The following is a 22,501-nucleotide window of genomic DNA, read 5'->3' on the forward strand; positions in this document are numbered from 1 at the left end:
ATCGCACGCCCCAACCGCAACACTTATAAAGCGCGGCGAATGCCGCCAGAAAAAAGACACAGGAGTCTACCCCGATGAAAGGTTCACCCTCGTTGTTGTTGGCCGCCATGCTGAGTCTGCCAGTCCTGGCGAACGCTGCAGAACCGGCACAATGTCAGACCGTCAACTTCTCCGATGTCGGCTGGACCGACATCACCGTCACTACCGCGACCACCAGCGAAATCCTCAAGGGCCTGGGCTACAAGCCACGCACCACGATGATTTCGGTGCCGGTGACCTACAAGTCCCTGGCCGACGGCAAGAACATGGACATCTTCCTCGGCAACTGGATGCCGACCATGGAAAACGACATCAAGCAGTACCGTGATGCCGGCACCGTGGAAACCGTGCGCGCCAACCTTGAGAACGCCAAGTACACCCTGGCGGTGCCCGAGGAGCTGTACAACAAAGGCCTGAAAGACTTCGCCGATATCGCCAAATTCAAGGACGAGCTGGGCGGCAAGATCTACGGTATCGAACCGGGTAACGACGGCAACCGCACCATCCAGACCGTCATCGACAAGAACCAGTTCGGCTTGAAAGACGCAGGCTTCAAGGTCGTGGAATCCAGCGAAGCCGGGATGCTCTCCCAGGTGGAACGCGCCACCAAACGTGGCCAGGCCATTGTGTTCCTCGGCTGGGAACCGCACCCGATGAACACCCGCTTCAAGATCAAGTACCTGACCGGGGGTGACGATTCGTTCGGCCCCAACTACGGCCAGGCCACCATCTACACCAACGTTCGCAAGGGCTACACCCAGGAATGCAGCAACGTTGGCCAATTGCTGAAAAACCTGTCGTTCACCCTGGACATGGAAAGCTCGCTGATGGGTAACGTCCTGGACGACAAAATGAAGCCTGACGCCGCGGCCAAGGCCTGGCTGAAGAAGAACCCCGCCGTACTCGACACCTGGCTCGCCGGTGTGACCACCGTCGATGGCAAACCAGGTCTGGAGGCAGTAAAAGCGTATCTCGCCAAGTAAGTGCTGACCCCGGGCCGGTACGCTGGCCCGGGATGTTTTTCCCCTTCGCATGTGGACATTCACTACCATGCTGACTGAACAGAAAATCCCACTAGGCCAGTACATCGCTGCCTTCGTCGAATGGTTGACCAAACATGGTGCCAACTACTTCGACGCAATCGCATCGACACTGGAAACGATGATCCACGGCGTGACGTTTGCGCTGACCTGGTTCAATCCGCTGGCATTGATCGGTCTGATTGCGCTACTCGCTCACTTTATTCAACGCAAATGGGGCCTGACGGTTTTTGTCATCGCCTCCTTCCTGCTGATCCTGAACCTCGGGTACTGGCAGGAAACCATGGAAACCCTCGCGCAGGTGCTGTTCGCCACCCTGGTCTGCGTGGTCATCGGTGTGCCGCTGGGCATTGTTGCCGCGCACAAACCGCTGTTCTACACCATGATGCGGCCGGTACTCGATCTGATGCAGACCGTGCCGACCTTCGTCTACCTCATCCCTACCCTGACCCTCTTCGGGCTGGGTGTGGTGCCCGGTCTGATTTCCACGGTGGTGTTCGCGATTGCCGCGCCTATCCGCCTGACTTACCTGGGTATCCGCGATGTGCCACAAGAGTTGATGGACGCCGGTAAAGCCTTTGGCTGCTCGCGCCGTCAGTTGCTCTCACGCATTGAACTGCCCCACGCCATGCCGAGCATTGCCGCCGGCATTACCCAATGCATCATGCTGTCGTTGTCGATGGTGGTGATCGCGGCCCTGGTGGGCGCCGACGGCCTCGGCAAGCCGGTGGTCAACGCACTGAACACCGCCGACATTGCCCTGGGCTTTGAAGCCGGCCTGGCAATCGTATTGCTGGCCATCATGCTCGACCGCATCTGCAAACAACCCGACGCCAAAGTAGGGGGTGATGCATGAGCATTATCCGATTCGACAATGTCGATGTGATCTTCTCCAAAGACCCGCGCGAAGCCCTCAAGCTGCTCGACCAGGGCATGCACCGCAACGAGATCCTGAAAAAAACCGGGCAGATTGTCGGCGTTGAAAAAGCCAGCCTGGACATTGAGAAAGGCGAGATCTGCGTGCTGATGGGCCTGTCGGGCTCAGGCAAGTCGAGCTTGCTGCGCTGCATCAACGGCCTCAACACCGTGAGCCGCGGCAAGCTGTTTGTCGAACATGAAGGCCGCCAGATCGACATCGCTTCGTGCACACCTGCCGAGCTCAAAATGATGCGCACCAAGCGCATCGCCATGGTGTTCCAGAAGTTCGCCCTGATGCCTTGGCTGACGGTGCGCGAGAACATCAGCTTCGGTCTGGAAATGCAGGGCCGCCCCGAGAAGGAACGGCGCAAGCTGGTGGATGACAAGCTGGAACTGGTGGGCCTGGCCCAATGGCGCAACAAGAAGCCTGACGAGTTGTCCGGCGGCATGCAGCAGCGTGTCGGCCTGGCCCGCGCGTTGGCGATGGACGCCGATATCCTGCTGATGGACGAACCCTTCTCCGCCCTCGACCCACTGATTCGCCAAGGCCTGCAAGATGAACTGCTGGAGCTGCAACGCAAGCTGAGCAAGACCATCGTGTTCGTGAGTCACGACCTGGATGAAGCACTTAAGCTGGGCAGCCGCATCGCCATCATGAAAGACGGCAAGATCATCCAGTACAGCGTGCCGGAAGAGATCGTGCTGAACCCGGCGGACGACTATGTGCGCACCTTCGTCGCCCATACCAACCCGCTGAACGTACTGTGCGGTCGCAGCCTGATGCGCACCCTGGACAACTGCAAACGCATCAACGGTTCGGTGTGTTTGGACCCGGGCGGCGACTCGTGGCTGGACCTGGCGGAAGGCAACACCATCAAGGGCGCACGCCAGAATGGCGCGGTGCTGAACTTGCAGAACTGGGTACCGGGGCAAGCGGTTGAAGGGTTGGGCCGGGTGCCAACGCTGGTGGATTCGAATATCGGCATGCGCGATGCGTTGCAGATTCGTTACCACACCGGGAACAAGCTGGTGTTGCACAACAACAACCAGGTGGTGGGGATCTTGGGGGACAGCGAGCTGTATCACGCCCTGCTCGGCAAGAACCTGGGCTGAGGCTGAGGCAACACCATAAACCCTACTGGAGAAACTGGGTCAATGTGGGAGCTGGCTTGCCTGCGATAGCGGTAGTGAATTCACCATCGCCATCGCAGGCAAGCCAGCTCCCACATTGGTCTGTGTTGACACATAAAAAAAGCGGCACCAGTGAAGGCACCGCTGCGCTCAACCATCAGCTATAGACACGGCCAAGGAGCTGCCGATGGCTTTCAAACTGATCGAGCACGTCCCGGGTGATTTGTTCCTGGGCAAAGCCCATCAGGTCGTATTCCTGAGGCCCATTGTGCAGGTAAACCTCGGCCCGGTAGTAACGCGTACGCTCTTCCTCGGGCACGTCGCTCGGTGCCGACGAATAAGCATCCAGGCTCACTTCGTAGACAAACGGGTTGCCCTCCTCCATCTCGATGCGCACACCAATGCAGCGCTTGGACTTGCCCAGCAGGGTCTGCACTTCCAGCCCTTGATCACGCAACGCAGTCGCCGCTTCTTCCAGCGCCGGCGTCACATGTTTGTCCATAAAACGCTGCACAGTGCCCTGGCTCGGCTGCAGGTCCAGTGCGGTCAGGCGCTCGCTGAAACCACGACGACCACGCTCAGCCAACTGTGCCTGCTCCTGCTCCATCGCCACGTCCTGGCGCATCGCCTTGTGCAAACCGAACATAAACAAAATCAGCACCACCGAGAACGGCAGCCCCGCCAGCACGACCATGGTCTGCATGGCTTCGAAGTTGCCGGCAAACAGCAGGCCGATGGTCACCAGCGTAATCACCGCCGACCAGAAAATCCGCAGCCAGTGCGGCGCATCTTCATCCACATTGCCGCCTTTGCAGGAAAGGTTGGCCATCATCACCGCGCCGGAGTCCGCCGGGGTCAGGAACAGCACAAAGCCAACAAAGATCGACACACCGATGACGATTTTCGACGCCGGGTAATGCTCCAGCAATTGGTAGATGGCCATCGACGGTTGTTCCAGCGCCGTCTTGCCCAACTCCACCGCACCGTGGTTCAGCACCAGGTCCAGCGCCGAGTTACCGAAAATCGACAACCACGCCAAGGTGAAGCCCAGCGGGATCAGCAGCACGCCGGCCACCAGTTCACGCACCGTGCGACCACGGGAAATACGCGCGATGAACATGCCCACGAATGGCGCCCAGGAAATCCACCAGGCCCAGTAGAACAGGGTCCACAGGCCCATCCAGCGTTCGGTTTTGTCGGCGTCGCCTTCGTACACATAGAGGTCGAAGGTTTTCAGCACGATACCGTTGAGGTAGTCACCGGTGTTCTGCACCAAGCCGTTGAGCAAATGCAGGGTCGGGCCGAACAGCAGCACAAAAATCAGCAAACCACTGAACAGTACGATGTTGAGGTTGGACAGGCGGCGAATGCCGTTTTCCACACCCGACACGGCAGCGATGGTCGCCACGGTGCTCATCACAATAATCACGATCAGCAGGTTGGTGTTGCTGTGCGCCATGCCGAACAGGTTTTCCAACCCGGACGACACTTGCATCGCACCAATCCCCAGGTTCGTCACCAGGCCCAACAGGGTCACGAACATACCAAAACCGTCCACCGCGTGGCCGGCTGCGCCCTTCACCCAGCGCTCGCCCACCAGCGGGTACAGCGCCGAACGCAAGGCCAGCGGCTGGTTATGACGGTAGGCGAAATACGCCACGGCCAGGCCGACCAACGCATAGATCGCCCAGCCGTGCAGGCCCCAGTGCAGGAACGTCAGTTGCAGCGCCTGGCGTGCCGCGCCATTGCTGGCGGCCGCGCCTTCGGGCGGGTTGAAGTAGTGGTCCAACGGCTCCGAGGCGCCGAAGTACAGCAGCGAGATGCCGATACCCGACGAGAACAACATGCCGGCCCAGGCGCCGTAGCTGAAGTCCGGGGTGTCATCCTTGCTGCCCAGTTTCAATTTGCCGTAGGACGAAAACGCCAGGCCGACCACAAACACCAGGTAAGCGGCGATGACCACCATGTAGTACCAGCCGAAGCTTTTCGAAAGCCAGGCTTGCGCTACGCCAAGCATGCGCCCGGCCTCCTGCGGGGCGATGATCAGAATGGCGGTCAACAACAGAATCAGCGCGGTGGAGGTGTAGAACACCCAACCGTTGACCCGTACCTTTTCCGGCGGGGTCTTTATAAGAGAGGCAGAACTCATGGCGCAGATGCTCCAGGCAGTGCGAGAGAGAAACACAAGGCAACGGTTATCCCGGGACATCGATTTTTCGGCAGTCGACGGACGGGTGTTATAAAGACACCCCGAAAATTCTTGAGCCCCGCCGAAGCGGTGGCAGGCCCTGATATGGCCGGTTTCAAGGATTTTTGCAGGTGTCAGAGGCTGCTGCTCACAGGTAGGAAATATCTGTAGGGAGCGACCATTTGTCGCAGATCTTATTCTTTGTTGATTGAACGTTCAATCAAAACAAAATAGACTGGCCTTCAAGCCGACGGACGTTTATCGCCCACCGGCAGGCCTAAGGAGAGGTGCTACATGCCCAAGGTCGGTATGCAACCCATACGCCGCCAGCAGTTGATCGAAGCCACCTTGACGGCCATCGATCAGGTCGGGATGGGAGATGCCAGCATTGCGCTGATCGCCCGTTTGGCCGGCGTCTCGAACGGCATCATCAGTCACTACTTTCAGGACAAGAACGGCCTGATCGCCGCAACGATGCGGTACTTGATGAATGTGCTGATCGAGAACGTCCACGAACGCAGGCTTGCGCTGAAGGACGACAGCCCACGGGCGCACCTTCGGGTGATCATCGAGGGCAACTTCGACGCCAGCCAAGTCAACGGACCGGCAATGAAAACCTGGCTGGCCTTCTGGGCCACCAGCATGCATCACCCGTCATTGCACAGGTTGCAGCGGATCAACGATCAACGTCTGTATTCCAACCTGTGCTGCCAGTTCCGCCGAGTGCTACCGCTGCCGCACGCACGCAAAGCAGCCAGAGGCCTGGCGGCCCTGATCGACGGTTTGTGGCTGCGCGGCGCCCTGTCGGGAGACGCTTTCGACACGGAGCAGGCGCAACGGATCGCTTACGAATACATGGATTTCCAATTGGCCAAGCAGGTGAGTTAGAGCACACATAACCGCTCAACCCCTGAACGTCCGCCGCTCAGTGTTGCCAGAACCCCATGGCCCACTTTCGGCGGGTAACGCCAACCACTTATGCACTTGCGAGGACTTTATGGCCCGTTTCGAACTGCAAAAACTCTACATTGACGGCGGCTACAGCGACGCTGGCAGCGATGCCACCTTCGAAGCCATCAACCCGGCTAACGGTGAAGTTCTCGCCCAAGTGCAACGTGCTACCAAAGACGACGTTGAACGTGCCGTGGTCAGCGCTGAAAAAGGCCAGAAAATCTGGGCCGCCATGACCGCCATGGAGCGTTCGCGCATCCTGCGCCGTGCCGTCGACATCCTGCGCGAGCGCAACGATGAGCTGGCAGCCCTGGAAACCCTGGACACCGGTAAAGCCTTCTCCGAAACCCAATACGTCGACATCGTCACCGGCGCTGACGTGCTGGAATACTACGCAGGCCTGGTGCCGGCCATCGAAGGCGAGCAGATCCCGCTGCGCGACACCTCCTTCGTCTATACCCGCCGCGAGCCGCTGGGCGTGGTCGCCGGTATCGGCGCGTGGAACTACCCGATCCAGATCGCCCTGTGGAAATCCGCACCGGCCCTGGCCGCGGGTAACGCGATGATCTTCAAGCCAAGCGAAGTCACCTCGCTGACCACCCTGAAACTGGCCGAGATCTACACCGAAGCCGGCGTTCCTGCAGGCGTGTTCAACGTGTTGACCGGCAGCGGCCGTGAAGTCGGCACCTGGCTGACCGAGCACCCACGCATCGAGAAGGTCTCGTTCACCGGCGGCACCGACACCGGCAAAAAAGTCATGGCCAGCGCTTCCAGCTCCTCGCTGAAAGAAGTGACCATGGAACTGGGTGGCAAGTCCCCGCTGATCGTGTTCGAAGACGCCGACCTGGATCGCGCGGCCGACATCGCGATGATGGCCAACTTCTACAGCTCCGGTCAGGTCTGCACCAACGGCACTCGCGTATTCGTGCCCAAGCACCTGCAAGCAGCCTTCGAAGCCAAGATCGTTGAGCGTGTGGCGCGCATTCGCGTCGGCAACCCGCAAGACGAGAACACCAACTTCGGCCCGCTGGTCAGCTTCGCCCACATGGAAAGCGTGCTCGGCTACATCGCCAAAGGTAAGGAAGAAGGCGCCCGCGTACTGTGCGGCGGCGACCGTCTGACCGCTGGCGAATTCGCCAAAGGCGCCTTCGTGGCTCCGACCGTGTTCACCGACTGCACCGACGAAATGACCATCGTCCGTGAAGAAATCTTCGGCCCGGTGATGAGCATTCTCACTTACGAGACCGAAGAAGAAGTGATCCGCCGCGCCAACGATACCGACTTCGGCCTGGCTGCCGGCCTGGTCACCAAAGACCTGAACCGCGCTCACCGCGTGATTCATCAACTGGAAGCCGGTATCTGCTGGATCAACGCCTGGGGCGAGTCCGACGCCAAGATGCCAGTCGGTGGCTACAAGCAGTCGGGTGTTGGCCGTGAGAACGGCATCAGCTCGCTGAACAACTTCACCCGCATCAAATCGGTACAGGTTGAGCTGGGCGACTACGCCTCGGTGTTCTAAACCCGAGCCTTGCGTTGCCTTTGAGGCCGCCATCGGGGGCAAGCCCCCTCCCACCTTTGACTGTGTAAACCCGATCAAATGTGGGAGGGGGCTTGCCCCCGATGAGGCCCGACCTGACCACACTTCAAAGAGGGTGCATCCAATGTCCCAAGAATACGACTACATCATTGTGGGTGCCGGCTCCGCCGGTAACACCCTGGCGACCCGTCTGACCGAAGACGAAGGCGTCACCGTTTTGCTGCTGGAAGCCGGCGGCCCTGACTACCGCTTCGACTTCCGCACCCAAATGCCGGCCGCCCTGGCGTTCCCGCTGCAAGGCCGTCGCTACAACTGGGCCTACGAAACCGATCCAGAGCCACACATGGACGGTCGCCGGATGGAATGCGGGCGCGGCAAGGGCCTGGGTGGCTCTTCCCTGATCAACGGCATGTGCTACATCCGTGGCAACGCCATGGACTACGACAACTGGGCAAAACTTCCAGGGCTTGAAAACTGGACGTACCTGGACTGCCTGCCCTATTTCAGAAAAGCTGAAACTCGGGACATCGGCCCCAACGACTACCACGGTGGCGACGGTCCGGTCAGCGTGACCACGCCAAAAGCCGGCAACAACCCGCTGTTCCACGCCATGGTTGAAGCAGGCGTACAAGCGGGTTACCCGCGCACCGACGACTTGAACGGCTACCAGCAAGAAGGCTTCGGCCCGATGGACCGTACCGTCACGCCTAAAGGCCGTCGCGCCAGCACCGCACGCGGTTACCTGGACACGGCCAAAAAGCGTTCTACCCTGACCATCGTCACCCACGCCCTCACCGACAAAGTCTTGTTCGAAGGCAAGCGGGCGGTTGGCGTGCGTTACTTGATCGGCGCCGCCGAAGAGCGCGTTGAAGCCCGTGCGCGTAAAGAAGTGCTGGTGTGCAGCGGTGCGATCGCTTCGCCGCAACTGCTGCAACGCTCCGGTGTGGGCCCGGCCAAGCTGCTGGAAAGCCTCGACATCCCGGTGGTCCACGACCTGCCAGGCGTCGGCGAAAACCTGCAGGACCACCTTGAGCTCTACCTGCAATATGCGTGCACCCAACCGGTGTCGCTGTACCCGTCGCTGCTCTGGTACAACCAACCGGCCATCGGTGCCGAGTGGCTGTTCAACGGCACTGGCATCGGCGCCAGCAACCAGTTCGAAGCGGGCGGTTTTATCCGTACCCGTGAAGAATTCGATTGGCCGAACATCCAGTACCACTTCCTGCCGGTCGCGATTAACTACAACGGCAGCAACGGTGTGAAAGAGCACGGTTTCCAGGCGCACATGGGCTCCATGCGTTCGCCAAGCCGTGGCCGCGTGCACTTGAAGTCGAAGAACCCACGGGACTACCCGAGCATCCTCTTCAACTACATGGCCACCGAGCAGGACTGGCAGGAATTCCGCGACGGCATCCGCCTGACCCGTGAAATCATGCAGCAACCGGCCCTCGACCAATACCGTGGCCGCGAAATCAGCCCGGGTATTGAAGTGCAAACCGATGAGCAGCTCGACACGTTCATCCGCGAGCACGCCGAAACGGCATTCCACCCGTCCTGCTCGTGCAAGATGGGCACCGACGAGATGGCGGTAGTGGACGGCGAAGGCCGTGTGCATGGCATGCAGGGGCTACGTGTGGTCGATGCGTCGATCATGCCGATCATCACCACCGGCAACCTGAACGCGCCGACGATCATGATCGCCGAGAAAATCGCCGACAAGATCCGTGGCCGCAAGCCATTGCCGCGCAGCACTGCCGATTACTACGTAGCAGGCGACGCGCCGGTGCGTGGCAAGCCACTGCGTGAAGTGGGCCCGATGGCGCAGTAACTGATACACCGCGGTGCCTGTATCGCAGGCAAGCCAGCTCCCACACTTGACCGAGTTCATCTGAACAACTCGGTCAACTGTGGGAGCCGGGCTTGCCCGCGATGAGGCCCGTCCCGACTCCGCAAATCCCCCGCCTACACTTTCCTTGATCAGCTCCCCGCCCCAGGCCTACTCTGTTGCCTGCCCGCGATGAGCCGCCCACAAGGAAGGCCCCATGTTCGACCACCACGCCACACTCAAAAAGCACTTCAGTGCCCTGCGCACTACTGCTGAATTTTTCTCGCTGCGTTACGTGCGCGAATCCGGCCAATACCTGTCGGTACGCAAGAACGTCGCCGAGCCGCCACACCTGAACCACGACGAGGGCGCCATGCTCACCGTGCGTCTCAACGGCGTGGAAGCCTACGCCGCCACCAACGATCTCTCCCTTGCCGGCCTGCAAGCCGCCCTTGAGCGTGCTGAACAGCAAGCCCGGCGGATCTTGCCCCACGCTCTGCTCGACCTGCACACACAGCAGGTCTCCAGCGACGTCGCCGACTACCTGTCGCCCGACCTCGACCAGCCCTTCCCGTCCTTAAGCGACTGCTACCAACTGCTCGGTGACGAGTCTGCCGCCGTGCCCAAGGATGAGCGCCTGGTCAGTTGGGAAGTCAGCCTGGGCACCACCCATGTAGAACAGATCTACCTCAACAGTGCCGGTGCCGAACTGCGCCAGGCCCAGCGTTTCGTCTACCCGGGCCTGAGCGTCACCGCCTTCGATGGCAACGACAGCCAGACCCGCACCCTGGGCGGTACCAACTTTGGCCAGCAAGGCAGTGCGAACGTGATTCGCCGCTTCGGCCTGGTCGGCGCCGCCCGCACGGTCGCCGACGAAGCCCTGCAACTGCTGCTCGCGCCAAACACGCCCCACGGCCCGCGCGACCTGCTGCTGATGCCCGACCAAATGATCCTGCAGATCCACGAGTCCATCGGCCACCCGCTGGAACTGGACCGCATCCTGGGCGATGAGCGCAATTACGCCGGCACCAGCTTTGTGAAGGCCGACGACTTCGGCCACCTGCAATACGGTTCGCCCTTGCTCAACGTGACGTTCGACCCGGACATCCCCGAACAACTCGCCAGCTACAGCCATGACGACGACGGCACCCGCGCCACCAAGCAGTTCCTGATCCGTGACGGCCTGCTGCTCAAGCCATTGGGCGGCGCGTTGTCGCAATTTCGCTCAGGACTGGGCGGCGTCGCCAACAGCCGCGCCTGCAGCTGGAACCGCGCACCGATCGACCGCATGGCCAACTTGAATATCGAAGCTGGCGACAAGACCCAGGCCGAGCTGATCAGCGGTATCGAGCACGGCATCCTGATGAGCACCAACCGCTCCTGGTCCATCGACGATGCGCGCAATAAATTCCAGTTCGGCTGCGAGTGGGGCCAGTTGATCGAAAACGGCGAACTCAAGGGCGTGGTGAAGAACCCCAACTACCGCGCCATTTCCGCGCAGTTCTGGCGCAAGCTCAGCGCCGTCGGCGACGCCAGTACCTTCAAGGTCCTGGGCACGCCGAACTGCGGCAAAGGCGAACCCAACCAAGTGATCCGCGTGGGCCATGCGTCACCTGCGTGCGTGTTCAGTGATGTCGACGTTTTTGGGGGAGATGCCTGATGAACAACTTCAAGGCACTGGTGGACTGGCTCAAGCAGGCCATCACCGACAAGGAACAATTTCACCTCGGCTTTGCTGCCGAATCCTCCGAGTTCGTGCGGTTTAACCACGCGCAAGTGCGCCAGGCCGGGCAGGTGCAACAGGCCAGCCTGAACCTCAAGCTGATCCACGACGGCCGTCATGCCGACCTCGCTATCACCCTGGCCGGTGAGCCGGCGCTGGACCGCCAACGCCTCGCCAATGGCCTGCAACAGTTGCGCGAGACCTTGCCCCTATTGCCGCAGGACCCGTACCTGCTGCTCAATCACAACGCCTGGCAAAACCACAACGAACAACTGCGCCCGCTACCGGAACTGGCCCAGGTACTGGAAGACATCAGCCAGGCTGCAGAAGGCGTGGACCTGGTCGGTTTCTATGCCGCAGGCCCCATCAGCCGTGGTTTCGCCAGTTCAGACGGCGCGTTCGGCTGGCATCAGGCCAACAGCTTCAACTTCGATTTCAGCCTGTTTCACGCCAATGGCGAAGCGGTAAAAGCCAGCTACGCCGGGCACACCTGGGACAGCGCCGAGTTCGCCGCGCGGTTCCTGCAAGCGCGCGAGCAGTTGGAATTTCTGGGTCGACCTTTGCACAGCCTGGCCCCCGGCCAATACCGCGCTTACCTCGCCCCGGCAGCGCTGGAAGAAATCATCAGCATCATTACCTGGGGCGGGTTTTCCGCCCAGGCCATCGCCAGCAAAGGCAGCTCGTTGCAAAAGCTGTATGCGGGTGAACAGTCGTTGAGCCCCTTGGTAAAAATCGATGAGCAGATCAGCGGCTCGCTGAGCCAGGCGTTTTCCACTGAAGGCTACCCGCGCGCGGATGTCACGCTGATCAACGCGGGCAAAGCAGAAGGCCAGTTGATCAACTCGCGCAGCGCCGCCGAATACGGCCTGAGCACCAACGGGGCGAGCAGCGACGAGTCGCCCAGCGCCTTGCAGATGGCGGCGGGCAGCCTGGCCCAGGCCGATATCCTCAAGCAGTTGGGCACCGGGTTGTATATCAGCAACCTGTGGTACCTGAACTACTCCGACCTGCCGGCCGCACGCCTGACCGGCATGACGCGCTTCGCCACGTTCTGGGTGGAAGACGGCGAGATCAAGGCGCCGGTCAGCACCATGCGCTTTGATGACAGCGTCTACAGCCTGCTCGGTTCACAACTCGAAGCACTGACCGCTGAGCGGGAGCTGCTGTTGTCGGCCAGTACGTACAGCCAGCGCAATACTGCGTCCAACTTGTTGCCGGGGGCGTTGGTCAAACGCCTGACATTGACCCTGTAAATACAAAACCCAATGTGGCAACTGGCTTATGTGGGAGCTGGCTTGCCTGCGATGCTGACAACTCGGTGTGTCAGCAGGACCGCAGTGATGCCATCGCAGGCAAGCCAGCTCCCACAATATTCTGTGTTAGTTTCTGACACCCCCGTTTAACCCATTCCTACCGCAAAATCCCATCTCACACTTCTCCCTGTGCGGCCTGTTGTCGCCCGCAAAAAACCTCGTTATAACGGTTAGTGGCACCCCGCCACCACCCACGTGCCCGCACGTGATGCATGACCTTGCCCGGGAAAGGGCAAGCTGGAGCGTTGACATGGACCATGGAAGTTTTGTCATAGAAAAGCTGTTCAAACACTACAACGTTCACGTAGAGCAGCTAGGTAATAATCCGCAAAGAAAAACCGTCCTGATGGTCAATGGGGCCCTGTCCACCACCCGTTCGTTTGCGCGCACCAGCAAATGCCTGGCCGAGCACTTCAATGTGCTGCTGTTCGACCTGCCGTTCTCCGGCCATTCGCGCGAGCACAACCCGGACCTGGACCTTGTGACCAAGGACGACGAGGTACAAATCCTGCGCGCGCTGGTTGAACGGTTTCAGGTCAACCATCTGGTGTCGGCCTCCTGGGGCGGCATCTCTACATTGCTGACCCTGGCCCACAACCCGCCCTCCATCGAAAGCTCGGTGGTGATGGCCCTGGCGCCCAACCTCAACCAGGCAATGCTCGATTATGTGGAACGCGTGCGGGTGCTGATCGAAGCCGATGACAAGTCCGCCGTCGGCCACTTGCTCAACGAGACAGTCGGCAAATACCTCTGCCCCCGGCTCAAGCGCAATAACCATCGGCACCTGTCGGGCATGGCGACCACCGAGTACCGCCAGGCACGTTTTCATATCCATCAGGTGCTCGGCCTGGGCGACGGCAACTACCTGCCAACACTCACTCAAATCGAAACCCCGGTGCATTTCATCAACGGCGCGCTGGATGAATACACCCCGGCGACCGAGGCCCGGCTGTTCAAAAAATACGTGGGTCGCAGCACGTTCGCCGTCGCCGAGCACACCGGCCACTTGCTCGACCTTGAGTCCCGCGAAGCGGCGTTGGCGGTGCACCGGGCGCTGTTGGATTTCCTGGTCGGGGAGCACGCGCCATTGCCAGATTTAGACGAACCGCCAGTGGGAAAAGGAGCAATGGATGGCGCATAATCGGCGACACATAGCCTGCTAACCAAAAGGTAGCCCATGCCGAATCGCGCCCCTCTCGATGCCAAGACCGCCCGCTGGCTCCCCTGGGTGGTCGCGATTGCCTTCTTCATGCAGTCGCTGGATGGGACGATTCTCAACACAGCCCTGCCGGCCATGGCCCGGGACCTCGCAGAAAACCCGCTGCGCATGCAAGGGGTGGTGATCGCCTACATGCTCACCGTCGCCTTGCTAATCCCGGCCTCGGGCTGGATCGCCGACCGCTTTGGCACCAAGAAAATCTTCTTCGGCGCGATCATGCTGTTCAGCGTTGGTTCGCTGCTGTGCGCCCTGTCCAGCAGCTTGACCATGCTGGTTGGCGCGCGGGTCATCCAGGGCTTGGGCGGTGCGCTGATGCTGCCGGTCGGGCGCCTCGTGGTGCTACGCGCTTACCCGCGCTCCGAGCTGGTGCGGATCATGGGCTTCATTACCATCCCCGGCCTGCTCGGCCCGTTGCTTGGCCCGACCATGGGCGGCTGGATGGTGCAATACCTGACCTGGCACTGGATTTTTTTGATCAACCTGCCGGTGGGTATGATCGGCTGTTACGCCGTGTGGAAACTGATCCCCGACCTGCGCGGCAGTGAGCGCACGCGTTTCGACAGCATGGGGTTTGTGCTGTTTGGCGCGGCGATGGTGCTGATCACCATCGCCATGGAAGGCCTGGGCGAACTGCACCTGCCGCATCTGCGCGTGATGTTGCTGCTGTTCGGCGGGCTGGCATGCCTCGCGGCTTACTGGCTGCGCGCAGGCCATATCGATAACCCGCTGTTTTCGCCAGTGCTGTTCAAGACCCGGACTTTTGCAGTGGGCATTCTCGGCAATCTGTTTGCGCGACTGGGCAGCGGCGCCTTGCCGTTCCTGGTACCGCTGCTGTTGCAGGTGGCGCTGGGCTACTCGCCATCGGAAGCCGGGATGAGCATGCTGCCCCTTGCGGCAGCGGCGATGTTTGCCAAGTCGATTGCCCGCACCTTGATCGAACGCCTGGGTTACCGCGTGGTGCTGACCGGCAATACCTTGGCGCTTGGCATCATGCTGGCAAGCATGGGTCTGGTCAGTGAACAGACGCCCTACTGGTTGCTGCTGTGCATGCTGGCGATCCTCGGGGCGATCAACTCCCTGCAATTTACCGCAATGAATACCGTCACCCTGATCGACCTCGACGATGAACAGGCCAGCAGCGGCAACAGTTTGCTGTCGGTGGTGGCGCAATTGTCTCTGAGCCTCGGCGTGGCGTGCGCCGGTGCCTTGCTTGGCGGCTTTACCGCAGAGCAAGGCAACGATGGCGTCAGCACCGTGCTCGGCGCCTTCCAACTGACCTTCCTCACCGTGGGCATCATGGCCATGCTGGCGGCGGCGATCTTCCTGCAACTGTCGCCCACCGACGGCAAGCGCGTGGTCAGCCGCGAGCACGACATCGAGCATTGAAGCAGCGGCAGGCCTCAAGTTGTAAGCCTCAAGCTTGACGCTTGACGCTTGACGCTGAGAACTTGCCGCTGCCCGCCTCCCCTCGTCTAGAACTTGCGAGAAAATCCCCGGCGGGCTGCTACACTGCGCAACATTTTGTTTTGCAGAGCCAGTCCCGTGACTACCATCGCCACCGCTTTTAATACTTTGCCGCTCTCCGCCGCCATGCTGGCTAACCTCGACTCGCTGGGTTATGTCGAGATGACGCAGATCCAGGCGCAAAGCTTGCCGGTGATCCTCAAAGGGCTGGACCTGATTGCCCAGGCCAAGACCGGCAGCGGCAAGACCGCCGCCTTCGGTATCGGCTTGTTGAACCCGATCAACCCGCGCTACTTCGGCTGCCAGGCCCTGGTGATGTGCCCGACGCGTGAGCTGGCCGACCAGGTTGCCAAGGAAATCCGCCGTCTGGCCCGCGCCGAAGACAACATCAAGGTGCTGACTCTGTGCGGCGGCGTGTCCCTCGGCCCGCAGATCGCTTCCCTGGAGCACGGCGCCCACGTCATCGTCGGCACCCCGGGCCGCATCCAGCAGCACCTGCGCAAAGGTTCGCTGGTACTGGACGGTTTGAACACGCTGATCCTCGACGAAGCCGACCGCATGCTCGACATGGGTTTCTACGACGCCATCGAAGACATCATCAGCAAGACCCCGGCACGCCGCCAGACCCTGCTGTTCTCGGCCACCTACCCGGTGAGCATCAAGCAGCTGGCCTCGAAATTCATGCGCGCACCGCAGCAAGTGAAAGCCGAAGCTTTCCACTCCGATGACCAGATCGAGCAGCGTTTCTACGAGATCTCGCCGGAAGAGCGCATGGACGCCGTGACCAAGGTACTCGCGCATTTCCGCCCGGCGTCGTGCGTAGCGTTCTGCTTCACCAAGCAGCAAGTGCAGGAAACCGTGGATCACCTGACGGCCAAGGGCATTTCCGCCGTCGGCCTGCATGGCGACCTGGAACAGCGTGACCGTGACCAGGTGCTGGCGATGTTCGCCAACCGCAGCACCTCGGTGCTGGTGGCAACCGACGTGGCCGCCCGTGGTCTGGACATTGACTCGCTGGACATGGTGATCAACGTCGAGCTGGCCCGCGATTCGGAAATCCACATCCACCGCGTAGGCCGTACTGGCCGTGCCGGTGAGACGGGGATTGCGATCAGCCTGGTGGCGCCGTCCGAAGCGCACCGCGCCCAGGCCATCGAGCAGTTGCAGAAATCGCCGTTGAACTGGGATCAACTGGACAACCTCAAGCCACAAAGCGGTGGCCCGCTGCTGCCACAGATGAGCACCCTGTGCATCGCCGCCGGCCGTAAAGACAAAGTTCGCCCGGGCGACATCCTCGGTGCACTGACAGGCGATGCCGGCATCCCGGGTGCCCAGGTCGGCAAGATCGCGATCTTTGACTTCCAGGCCTTCGTGGCCGTGGAGCGCGGGATCGCCAAGCAGGCGTTGCAGCGTTTGAATGACGGCAAGATCAAAGGCCGTTCGTTGCGCGTGCGCATCCTGTAAAGACCTCCCCTCCAATGGAGATCTAATGTGGGAGGGGGCTTGTGTGGGAGCCGGGCTTGCCCGCGATGCAGACACCTCGGTATGTCAGTTACACCGAAGTGATGCTATCGCAGGCAAGCCAGCTCCCACACAAGCCCCCTCCCACATTTGACTGTATTCCAATTCAGAATTTGTATGAGGACATTGCTGTGCGCTCGACCGAAGTTGTGATCATTGGCGCCGGCGCCGCAGGCTTGATGTGTGCGCTGACCGCTGCCGGGCGTGGGCGCAAAGTGATGTTGATCGACCACGCGAACAAGGCCGGCAAGAAGATCCTGATGTCCGGCGGTGGCCGCTGCAATTTCACCAATATGTACACCGAGCCTGCCAACTTCCTCTCGCACAACGCGCACTTCTGCAAGTCGGCCCTGGCCCGCTATACCCAATGGGATTTTATCGCCCTGGTCGCCAAGCATGGCGTGCCGTACCACGAGAAGAAGCTCGGCCAGTTGTTCTGCGATAACAAGTCCAGCGACATCCTCGGCATGCTGCTCGATGAATGCATTCAAGTCGGCGTGAGCATGCACCTGGACACGTCGGTCGAAGAGATTGCCAAGCTGGAAGCCGGTTATCAGTTGCAAACCACCTTGGGTGAGCTGCGCTGCGAATCCCTGGTGATCGCGACGGGCGGCCTGTCGATTCCGACCTTGGGCGCGACCGGGTTTGGTTACCAGGTGGCCAAGCAGTTCGGCCATGAACTGCTGCCGACCCGCGCCGGATTGGTGCCGTTCACCATCACCGACCAGCTCAAGGAGTTGTGTGGCGAGTTGTCGGGCACCTCTGTGGATTGCCTGGTCAGCTGCAATGACCAGAGCTTTCGCGAGAATATTCTGTTCACTCACCGTGGCCTCAGCGGCCCGGCGATTTTGCAGATTTCCTCGTACTGGGAATCCGGCGACACGGTGGAAATCAACCTGCTACCCGACCACGACGCCCACGCCTGGCTGCAACAGCAACAGGTCGAGCGCCCCAACAGCGAGCTGAAAACCCTGCTGGGTGAGATCTTCACCAAGAAAATGGCCAACCTGCTGGCGGAAACCTGGTTCGTGTCCAAGCCGATGAAGCAGTACACCCACGCTGAAGTGGCCGACATCGCGCAAAAACTCTCGAGCTGGCAACTGGTGCCGGCCGGCACCGAGGGCTATCGCACCGCCGAGGTGACACTGGGCGGTGTGGATACGCGTGAAGTGTCGTCCAAGACCATGGAATCGCTGAAAAGCCCGGGGTTGTACTTCATCGGCGAAGTGCTGGATGTGACCGGTCACCTGGGCGGGTTCAACTTCCAGTGGGCGTGGGCCTCGGGCTACGCCGCAGCGCAATACGCCTGACACTACGCGGTAAAAAATGTGGGAGGGGGCTTGCTCCCGATGGCGGTGTATCAGTCAATTCATGAGTGACTGTTGCACCGCTATCGGGGGCAAGCCCCCTCGCACATTGATTGCGTTCCACATTTGGAATGCAATGGCTGGAATATATTTTGCTGTTGGATGTGATCGCTACGCTTGCCGTGGCGTCATTACTGGCTCAATTTAGCGGCATCGTCCCGGAAGACTCCAGACTTCATGTCATCGACCTCGTTCAAGCAGTCCATGCGGCGCCTGTGGGCCCTGGATAAATTCAGTTACAGCGTACGGGTATTCATCGCCCTCACCGGCAGCATGGCGCTGTGCTGGTATCAGGATGAAATGACCCTGCTGATCCCGCTGTTCCTGGGGATTATCGCCAGCGCCCTGGCCGAGACCGATGACAGCTGGCAAGGCCGCCTCAATGCCCTGGCGGTAACGCTGGTGTGTTTCAGCATCGCTGCGCTGTCGGTGGAGCTGCTGTTCCCTTATCCCTGGATTTTCGCCATCGCCCTGGCCCTGGCCAGTTTCTGCCTGACCATGCTCGGCGCCCTCGGCGAACGCTATGGTGCAATTGCTTCCGCTACGTTGATTCTGTCGGTGTACACCATGATCGGCGTGGACCAGCGCGGGGGGGCCGTCACCGATTTCTGGCATGAGCCGCTGCTGCTGGTGGCCGGTGCCGCGTGGTACGGCGTGCTGTCGGTGCTGTGGCAGGCGCTGTTCTCCAACCAACCGGTGCAACAGAGCCTGGCGCGGTTGTTTCGCGAGTTGGGGCGCTACCTCAAGCTCAAATCGTCGCTGTTCGAACCGATCCGCCAACTGGATGTGGAAGCACGGCGGCTGGAACTGGCCCAGCAAAATGGCCGTGTCGTTGCGGCGCTGAATGCGGCGAAGGAAATCATCCTGCACCGCGTGGGCAATGGTCGACCGGGCTCGAAGGTCAGCCGCTACCTGAAGCTGTACTTCCTGGCCCAGGACATCCACGAGCGTGCCAGTTCGTCCCACTACCCTTACAACGCCCTGGCCGAAGCCTTCTTCCACAGCGATGTGCTGTTCCGCTGCCAGCGCCTGCTGCGCCAGCAAGCCAAGGCCTGCCAGGCCCTGGGCGAGTCGATCCAGCTGCGCCAGCCCTTCATTTATGACGACAGCTTCGCCGAAGCCCTGGGCGACCTGAATGCCTCGCTGGAACACCTGCGCATCCAGAGCAACCCCGCGTGGCGCGGCTTGCTGCGCTCGTTGCGTGCCTTGGCGGCCAACTTGTCCACGCTCGACCGCCTGCTCGGCGACGCCAGCAACCCCGACTCCCTCGCGGATGCCACCGACAGCAACCTGCTGGACCGCGCCCCGCGCAACCTGAAGGAAATGTGGACGCGCCTGCGCACGCAGCTGACGCCGACGTCACTGCTGTTCCGCCATGCCTTGCGCCTCGCCCTGGCGCTGACCATCGGTTACGGCACCTTGCATGCCATTCACGCCTCCCAGGGCTACTGGATCATCCTCACCACCCTGTTCGTCTGCCAGCCCAACTACGGCGCCACCCGGCGCAAGCTCGGCCAACGGATCATCGGCACTGCCATCGGTTTGACCGTGGCCTGGGCGCTGTTCGACCTGTTCCCAAGCCCGCTGGTGCAATCGCTGTTCGCCATTGCCGCAGGCCTGGTGTTCTTTATCAACCGCACCACCCGCTACACCCTGGCTACGGCGGCGATCACGCTGATGGTGTTGTTCTGCTTCAACCAGGTGGGCGATGGCTACGGGCTGTTCCTGCCACGGCTGTTCGATACCTTGCTCGGCAGCCTGATCGCCGGCCTGGCGGTCTTCCTGTTCCTGCCGGACTGGCAAGGTCGCCGCTTGAACAAGGTGCTGGCCAACACCCTGACCTGCAACAGCATCTACCTGCGCCAGATCATGCAGCAATACGCGGCGGGCAAGAGCGACGACCTGGCTTATCGGCTGGCGCGGCGTAACGCCCACAACGCGGATGCGGCGCTGTCCACGACACTGGCCAATATGTTGATGGAGCCGGGGCATTTTCGCAAAGAGGCCGACGTAGGCTTCCGCTTCCTGGTGCTCTCGCACACCTTGCTCAGCTACCTGTCGGGGCTGGGCGCACACCGCGAGACCCAACTGCCGGCCGAAGTGCGTGAGCATCTGATCGACGGCGCCGGCAACAGCCTGGCAGCGAGCATCGATGAGATCGCCACCGGGCTGGCCAACAAGCAGCCGGTCGCGATTCAGAGCGATGCCGAGGAAGCCTTGGCGGCGGAACTGGAACAGATGCCGGATGAGATCGATGAAGGGCAACGGTTGGTGCAGACACAATTGGCATTGATATGTCGGCAGCTGGGGCCGTTGCGAACGCTGGCGGCGCATCTGATCAAAGATACTGCCGAAGCTTAAATCGCCATCGCAGGCAAGCCAGCGCCCACGTTGGAATGCGCTTACCTGTAGGAGCCGGGCTTGCCCGCGATGGCGCCCGCAAGAACACTACATCCCATGCGCCTTCATCAACCGCTCGTAACTGCCATCGACCTTCATCTTGGCAATCTCCCGGTCAAAGCTGGCGACGATCTCCTCATGCTCGGGGTTCTTCAGGCTCACTAGAATATGCAGGCTGTTTTCACTCAGTGGCTTGGGTAAAAACTCCACCGCATTGCGCACCCGCGCCGACTCGCGCGCCAGGTAGTAGCGGGCAACATATTCATCTTCCAGCGTCAGCCTTACGCGCTGCGCCGCGAGCATGCGCACGGCCATGGCGAAATTATGCACAGGCACCTTCTGCAGGTGTGCATCCTGATCGAACGCCGCCGAATAGGCATACCCGCGCACCACGGCGATGGATTCGTCGTGCAGTTGCTCCAGGTCCTGATAGTCGATGGGATCATCGCGGCGCTTGATAAACCGCACACGGTTAAGCAGGTATTCACCGGAAAACTGTCCCAGTTTGGTACGCGCATCGTCGTACCAGGCATTGATCAGCACGTCATAGCGGCCGTCGCCCACGCCCATCAGCGCCCGAGCCCAGGGCACTTGTTCAAAGTCACTGGCGTAGCCTGCGCGAGCAAGGGCCGTGCTGACGATATCGGTGGCCAAGCCGCCGTTGATCAAGGTGGCATCGGTAAAAGGCGGCCAGGCATCCGCCACCAGGCGCAGACGTTGTGCGACCGCAGGCTGGGCCAGCAACAACACTCCTATCAAAGCAACGGCACGAGAAAATCGCGGCATGCTTAAAGTCCTTGGCGGGCAGGCAGTGGCCTGATAACAGTAGCTCATCAATGAGCCTGCATTGCAGATTACACAAAGAAGCCAGCAGCGATTGCACTGAATGATGGCGAATTGACGCCATTCACAAAAACGCTCGATTTAGACAGGGGGGCCGCAGGCGCTTACTATCGACAACAGACATTAATAAGAGAGCACGCCATGACCGTTGAATGGGTCTGCAAACATCACGATGACTTGGGCAAGGAGCAGCTTTACGCGATTTTGCGCCTACGCAGCGAGGTCTTTGTCGTTGAACAGAAATGCGTTTACCCGGACCTCGACGGCCAGGATCTTTCGGGTGATACCCACCACTTGATGGCCTGGAAGGATGACGCGTTGGTGGCGTACCTGCGCTTGCTCGACCCGGAATCACAGGGTGGTGATGTGGTGATCGGCCGAGTGATCGTCGCGCCGGTGGCACGCGGCACCGGGCTGGGCCACCAAATGATGGAAGAGACCCTCAAGCGCATCGAAGATATCTGGCCTGAGACGCCGATCTTTCTGTCAGCACAGGCGCATTTGCAAGGGTATTACGGGCGGTATGGGTTTGTGGTGGCGGGTGAGGAATACCTGGAAGACGATATTCCCCATATAGGCATGCGGCGCCAGTAAGGACGCCATCGCAGGCAAGCCAGCTCCCACAATCGACCGCATTCCAAGGGTTGTACGCGGTTAAAGGTGGGAGCTGGCTTGCCTGCGATGAGGCCAGAGCTGTCACCCGCCTGTATCAGGGATACCCCAACACCTGCTTGATCGACGCCAGATTAGCCTCGATCCACCCCCGATCAATCGCCCCCCAGCGCCGAATCCGATAGTGCCCGGCATGATTGCGCGCGCCGTCTGCCTGCTCGAACTCACACACGATATCCAGGTCGGCCAACGCCGCAATCGTGTCCTGCGCTGTGCGCCGTGGCATGCCGGTGGCATCAGTCAACGCCGGGACACTGCTGGCCTGCCCACTGTCGATCAGGTACGCCACATACAGGCGGCGGTAAAAACTGCTTTTGGTCTTGCTCACATCCATGGTCGAAAGCCTTATG

At 60.7% G+C, this 22,501-nt stretch carries 17 protein-coding genes; 14 read left to right on the forward strand and 3 right to left on the reverse strand.

Annotated features, from left to right (window positions below; translation table 11 throughout):
- Nucleotides 1-74 precede the first annotated feature (74 nt).
- From A7J50_RS27045 to choV, 3 genes are all read left to right on the forward strand, one after another.
- Nucleotides 75-1,022, forward strand: coding sequence for a choline ABC transporter substrate-binding protein (locus A7J50_RS27045; protein WP_064454470.1), 948 nt, complete (start codon nt 75-77; stop codon nt 1,020-1,022).
- A gap of 67 nt (nt 1,023-1,089) precedes the next feature.
- A complete protein-coding gene (choW, locus tag A7J50_RS27050; RefSeq protein ID WP_017139374.1) occupies nt 1,090-1,935 on the forward strand; it encodes a choline ABC transporter permease subunit in 846 nt (281 codons plus the stop codon).
- Nucleotides 1,932-3,110 carry a choline ABC transporter ATP-binding protein gene (gene choV, locus A7J50_RS27055; protein ID WP_064454471.1) on the forward strand — a complete coding sequence of 393 codons (1,179 nt, stop codon included), beginning with the start codon at nt 1,932-1,934 and terminating at the stop codon, nt 3,108-3,110. The genes choW and choV overlap by 4 nt, the downstream gene beginning before the upstream one ends.
- Before the next feature lie 175 nt (nt 3,111-3,285).
- Here the strand turns inward: choV and A7J50_RS27060 are convergent, their stop codons facing one another.
- A complete protein-coding gene (locus A7J50_RS27060; RefSeq protein ID WP_237140926.1) occupies nt 3,286-5,220 on the reverse strand; it encodes a BCCT family transporter in 1,935 nt (644 codons plus the stop codon).
- Nucleotides 5,221-5,610: 390 nt separating this feature from the next.
- On the opposite strand from A7J50_RS27060, the gene betI reads away from it, so the two are divergent.
- The 10 genes from betI (at nt 5,611) to yccS (ending at nt 20,597) form a co-directional block, all read left to right on the forward strand.
- On the forward strand, nt 5,611-6,204 hold the full coding sequence (gene betI, locus A7J50_RS27065; protein ID WP_010207128.1) for a transcriptional regulator BetI: 594 nt from the start codon (nt 5,611-5,613) through the stop codon (nt 6,202-6,204).
- 109 nt (nt 6,205-6,313) lie between these two features.
- Nucleotides 6,314-7,786: a betaine-aldehyde dehydrogenase gene (betB, locus tag A7J50_RS27070; RefSeq protein WP_064454473.1), complete on the forward strand. Its 1,473-nt coding sequence runs from the start codon at nt 6,314-6,316 to the stop codon at nt 7,784-7,786.
- 142 nt (nt 7,787-7,928) lie between these two features.
- Nucleotides 7,929-9,632: a choline dehydrogenase gene (gene betA / locus A7J50_RS27075; RefSeq protein WP_064454474.1), complete on the forward strand. Its 1,704-nt coding sequence runs from the start codon at nt 7,929-7,931 to the stop codon at nt 9,630-9,632.
- Nucleotides 9,633-9,846: 214 nt separating this feature from the next.
- Complete coding sequence (locus A7J50_RS27080) at nt 9,847-11,289, forward strand: TldD/PmbA family protein (RefSeq protein WP_064454475.1); 1,443 nt, start codon at nt 9,847-9,849, stop codon at nt 11,287-11,289.
- Entirely contained in the window at nt 11,289-12,605 is a 1,317-nt protein-coding gene (locus A7J50_RS27085; RefSeq protein WP_064454476.1) for a TldD/PmbA family protein, read from the forward strand. Before A7J50_RS27080 ends, A7J50_RS27085 begins: the two co-directional genes overlap by 1 nt.
- A 310-nt stretch (nt 12,606-12,915) precedes the next feature.
- Nucleotides 12,916-13,806 carry an alpha/beta fold hydrolase gene (locus A7J50_RS27090; RefSeq protein ID WP_064454477.1) on the forward strand — a complete coding sequence of 297 codons (891 nt, stop codon included), beginning with the start codon at nt 12,916-12,918 and terminating at the stop codon, nt 13,804-13,806.
- A gap of 36 nt (nt 13,807-13,842) precedes the next feature.
- Nucleotides 13,843-15,270, forward strand: a complete 1,428-nt coding sequence (gene mdtD / locus A7J50_RS27095; RefSeq protein ID WP_064454478.1) for a multidrug transporter subunit MdtD — start codon at nt 13,843-13,845, stop codon at nt 15,268-15,270.
- Between the two features lie 204 nt (nt 15,271-15,474).
- Nucleotides 15,475-16,812 (forward strand): ATP-dependent RNA helicase DbpA, encoded by a 1,338-nt coding sequence (gene dbpA, locus A7J50_RS27100; protein ID WP_237140927.1) that lies wholly within the window; start codon nt 15,475-15,477, stop codon nt 16,810-16,812.
- Between the two features lie 188 nt (nt 16,813-17,000).
- Nucleotides 17,001-18,179, forward strand: a complete 1,179-nt coding sequence (locus A7J50_RS27105; RefSeq protein WP_064454480.1) for an NAD(P)/FAD-dependent oxidoreductase — start codon at nt 17,001-17,003, stop codon at nt 18,177-18,179.
- Between the two features lie 234 nt (nt 18,180-18,413).
- Nucleotides 18,414-20,597 carry a YccS family putative transporter gene (gene yccS / locus A7J50_RS27110; RefSeq protein ID WP_064454481.1) on the forward strand — a complete coding sequence of 728 codons (2,184 nt, stop codon included), beginning with the start codon at nt 18,414-18,416 and terminating at the stop codon, nt 20,595-20,597.
- 87 nt (nt 20,598-20,684) lie between these two features.
- Here the strand turns inward: yccS and A7J50_RS27115 are convergent, their stop codons facing one another.
- Entirely contained in the window at nt 20,685-21,422 is a 738-nt protein-coding gene (locus A7J50_RS27115; protein ID WP_064454482.1) for a substrate-binding periplasmic protein, read from the reverse strand.
- 198 nt (nt 21,423-21,620) lie between these two features.
- Here A7J50_RS27115 and A7J50_RS27120 point away from each other — a divergent pair, with 198 nt between their 5' ends.
- Nucleotides 21,621-22,073 carry a GNAT family N-acetyltransferase gene (locus A7J50_RS27120; protein WP_064454483.1) on the forward strand — a complete coding sequence of 151 codons (453 nt, stop codon included), beginning with the start codon at nt 21,621-21,623 and terminating at the stop codon, nt 22,071-22,073.
- A gap of 115 nt (nt 22,074-22,188) precedes the next feature.
- Here A7J50_RS27120 and A7J50_RS27125 read toward each other — a convergent pair whose 3' ends face one another.
- Complete coding sequence (locus A7J50_RS27125) at nt 22,189-22,485, reverse strand: winged helix-turn-helix domain-containing protein (protein ID WP_064454484.1); 297 nt, start codon at nt 22,483-22,485, stop codon at nt 22,189-22,191.
- Nucleotides 22,486-22,501: the final 16 nt, after the last annotated feature.

This window comes from Pseudomonas antarctica, assembly GCF_001647715.1.
In the GTDB taxonomy this organism is placed as follows: Bacteria; Pseudomonadota; Gammaproteobacteria; order Pseudomonadales; family Pseudomonadaceae; genus Aquipseudomonas; species Aquipseudomonas antarctica_A.

What these genes read in the sequence shown, in the direction of transcription:
- A7J50_RS27045 (WP_064454470.1), top strand. Translation starts at nt 75, where the DNA reads ATGAAAGGTTCACCCTCGTTGTTGTTGGCCGCCATGCTGAGTCTGCCA.
- choW (WP_017139374.1), top strand. Translation starts at nt 1,090, where the DNA reads ATGCTGACTGAACAGAAAATCCCACTAGGCCAGTACATCGCTGCCTTC.
- choV (WP_064454471.1), top strand. Translation starts at nt 1,932, where the DNA reads ATGAGCATTATCCGATTCGACAATGTCGATGTGATCTTCTCCAAAGAC.
- betI (WP_010207128.1), top strand. Translation starts at nt 5,611, where the DNA reads ATGCCCAAGGTCGGTATGCAACCCATACGCCGCCAGCAGTTGATCGAA.
- betB (WP_064454473.1), top strand. Translation starts at nt 6,314, where the DNA reads ATGGCCCGTTTCGAACTGCAAAAACTCTACATTGACGGCGGCTACAGC.
- betA (WP_064454474.1), top strand. Translation starts at nt 7,929, where the DNA reads ATGTCCCAAGAATACGACTACATCATTGTGGGTGCCGGCTCCGCCGGT.
- A7J50_RS27080 (WP_064454475.1), top strand. Translation starts at nt 9,847, where the DNA reads ATGTTCGACCACCACGCCACACTCAAAAAGCACTTCAGTGCCCTGCGC.
- A7J50_RS27085 (WP_064454476.1), top strand. Translation starts at nt 11,289, where the DNA reads ATGAACAACTTCAAGGCACTGGTGGACTGGCTCAAGCAGGCCATCACC.
- A7J50_RS27090 (WP_064454477.1), top strand. Translation starts at nt 12,916, where the DNA reads ATGGACCATGGAAGTTTTGTCATAGAAAAGCTGTTCAAACACTACAAC.
- mdtD (WP_064454478.1), top strand. Translation starts at nt 13,843, where the DNA reads ATGCCGAATCGCGCCCCTCTCGATGCCAAGACCGCCCGCTGGCTCCCC.
- dbpA (WP_237140927.1), top strand. Translation starts at nt 15,475, where the DNA reads ATGCTGGCTAACCTCGACTCGCTGGGTTATGTCGAGATGACGCAGATC.
- yccS (WP_064454481.1), top strand. Translation starts at nt 18,414, where the DNA reads ATGTCATCGACCTCGTTCAAGCAGTCCATGCGGCGCCTGTGGGCCCTG.
- A7J50_RS27115 (WP_064454482.1), bottom strand. Translation starts at nt 21,422, where the DNA reads ATGCCGCGATTTTCTCGTGCCGTTGCTTTGATAGGAGTGTTGTTGCTG.
- A7J50_RS27120 (WP_064454483.1), top strand. Translation starts at nt 21,621, where the DNA reads ATGACCGTTGAATGGGTCTGCAAACATCACGATGACTTGGGCAAGGAG.
- A7J50_RS27125 (WP_064454484.1), bottom strand. Translation starts at nt 22,485, where the DNA reads ATGGATGTGAGCAAGACCAAAAGCAGTTTTTACCGCCGCCTGTATGTG.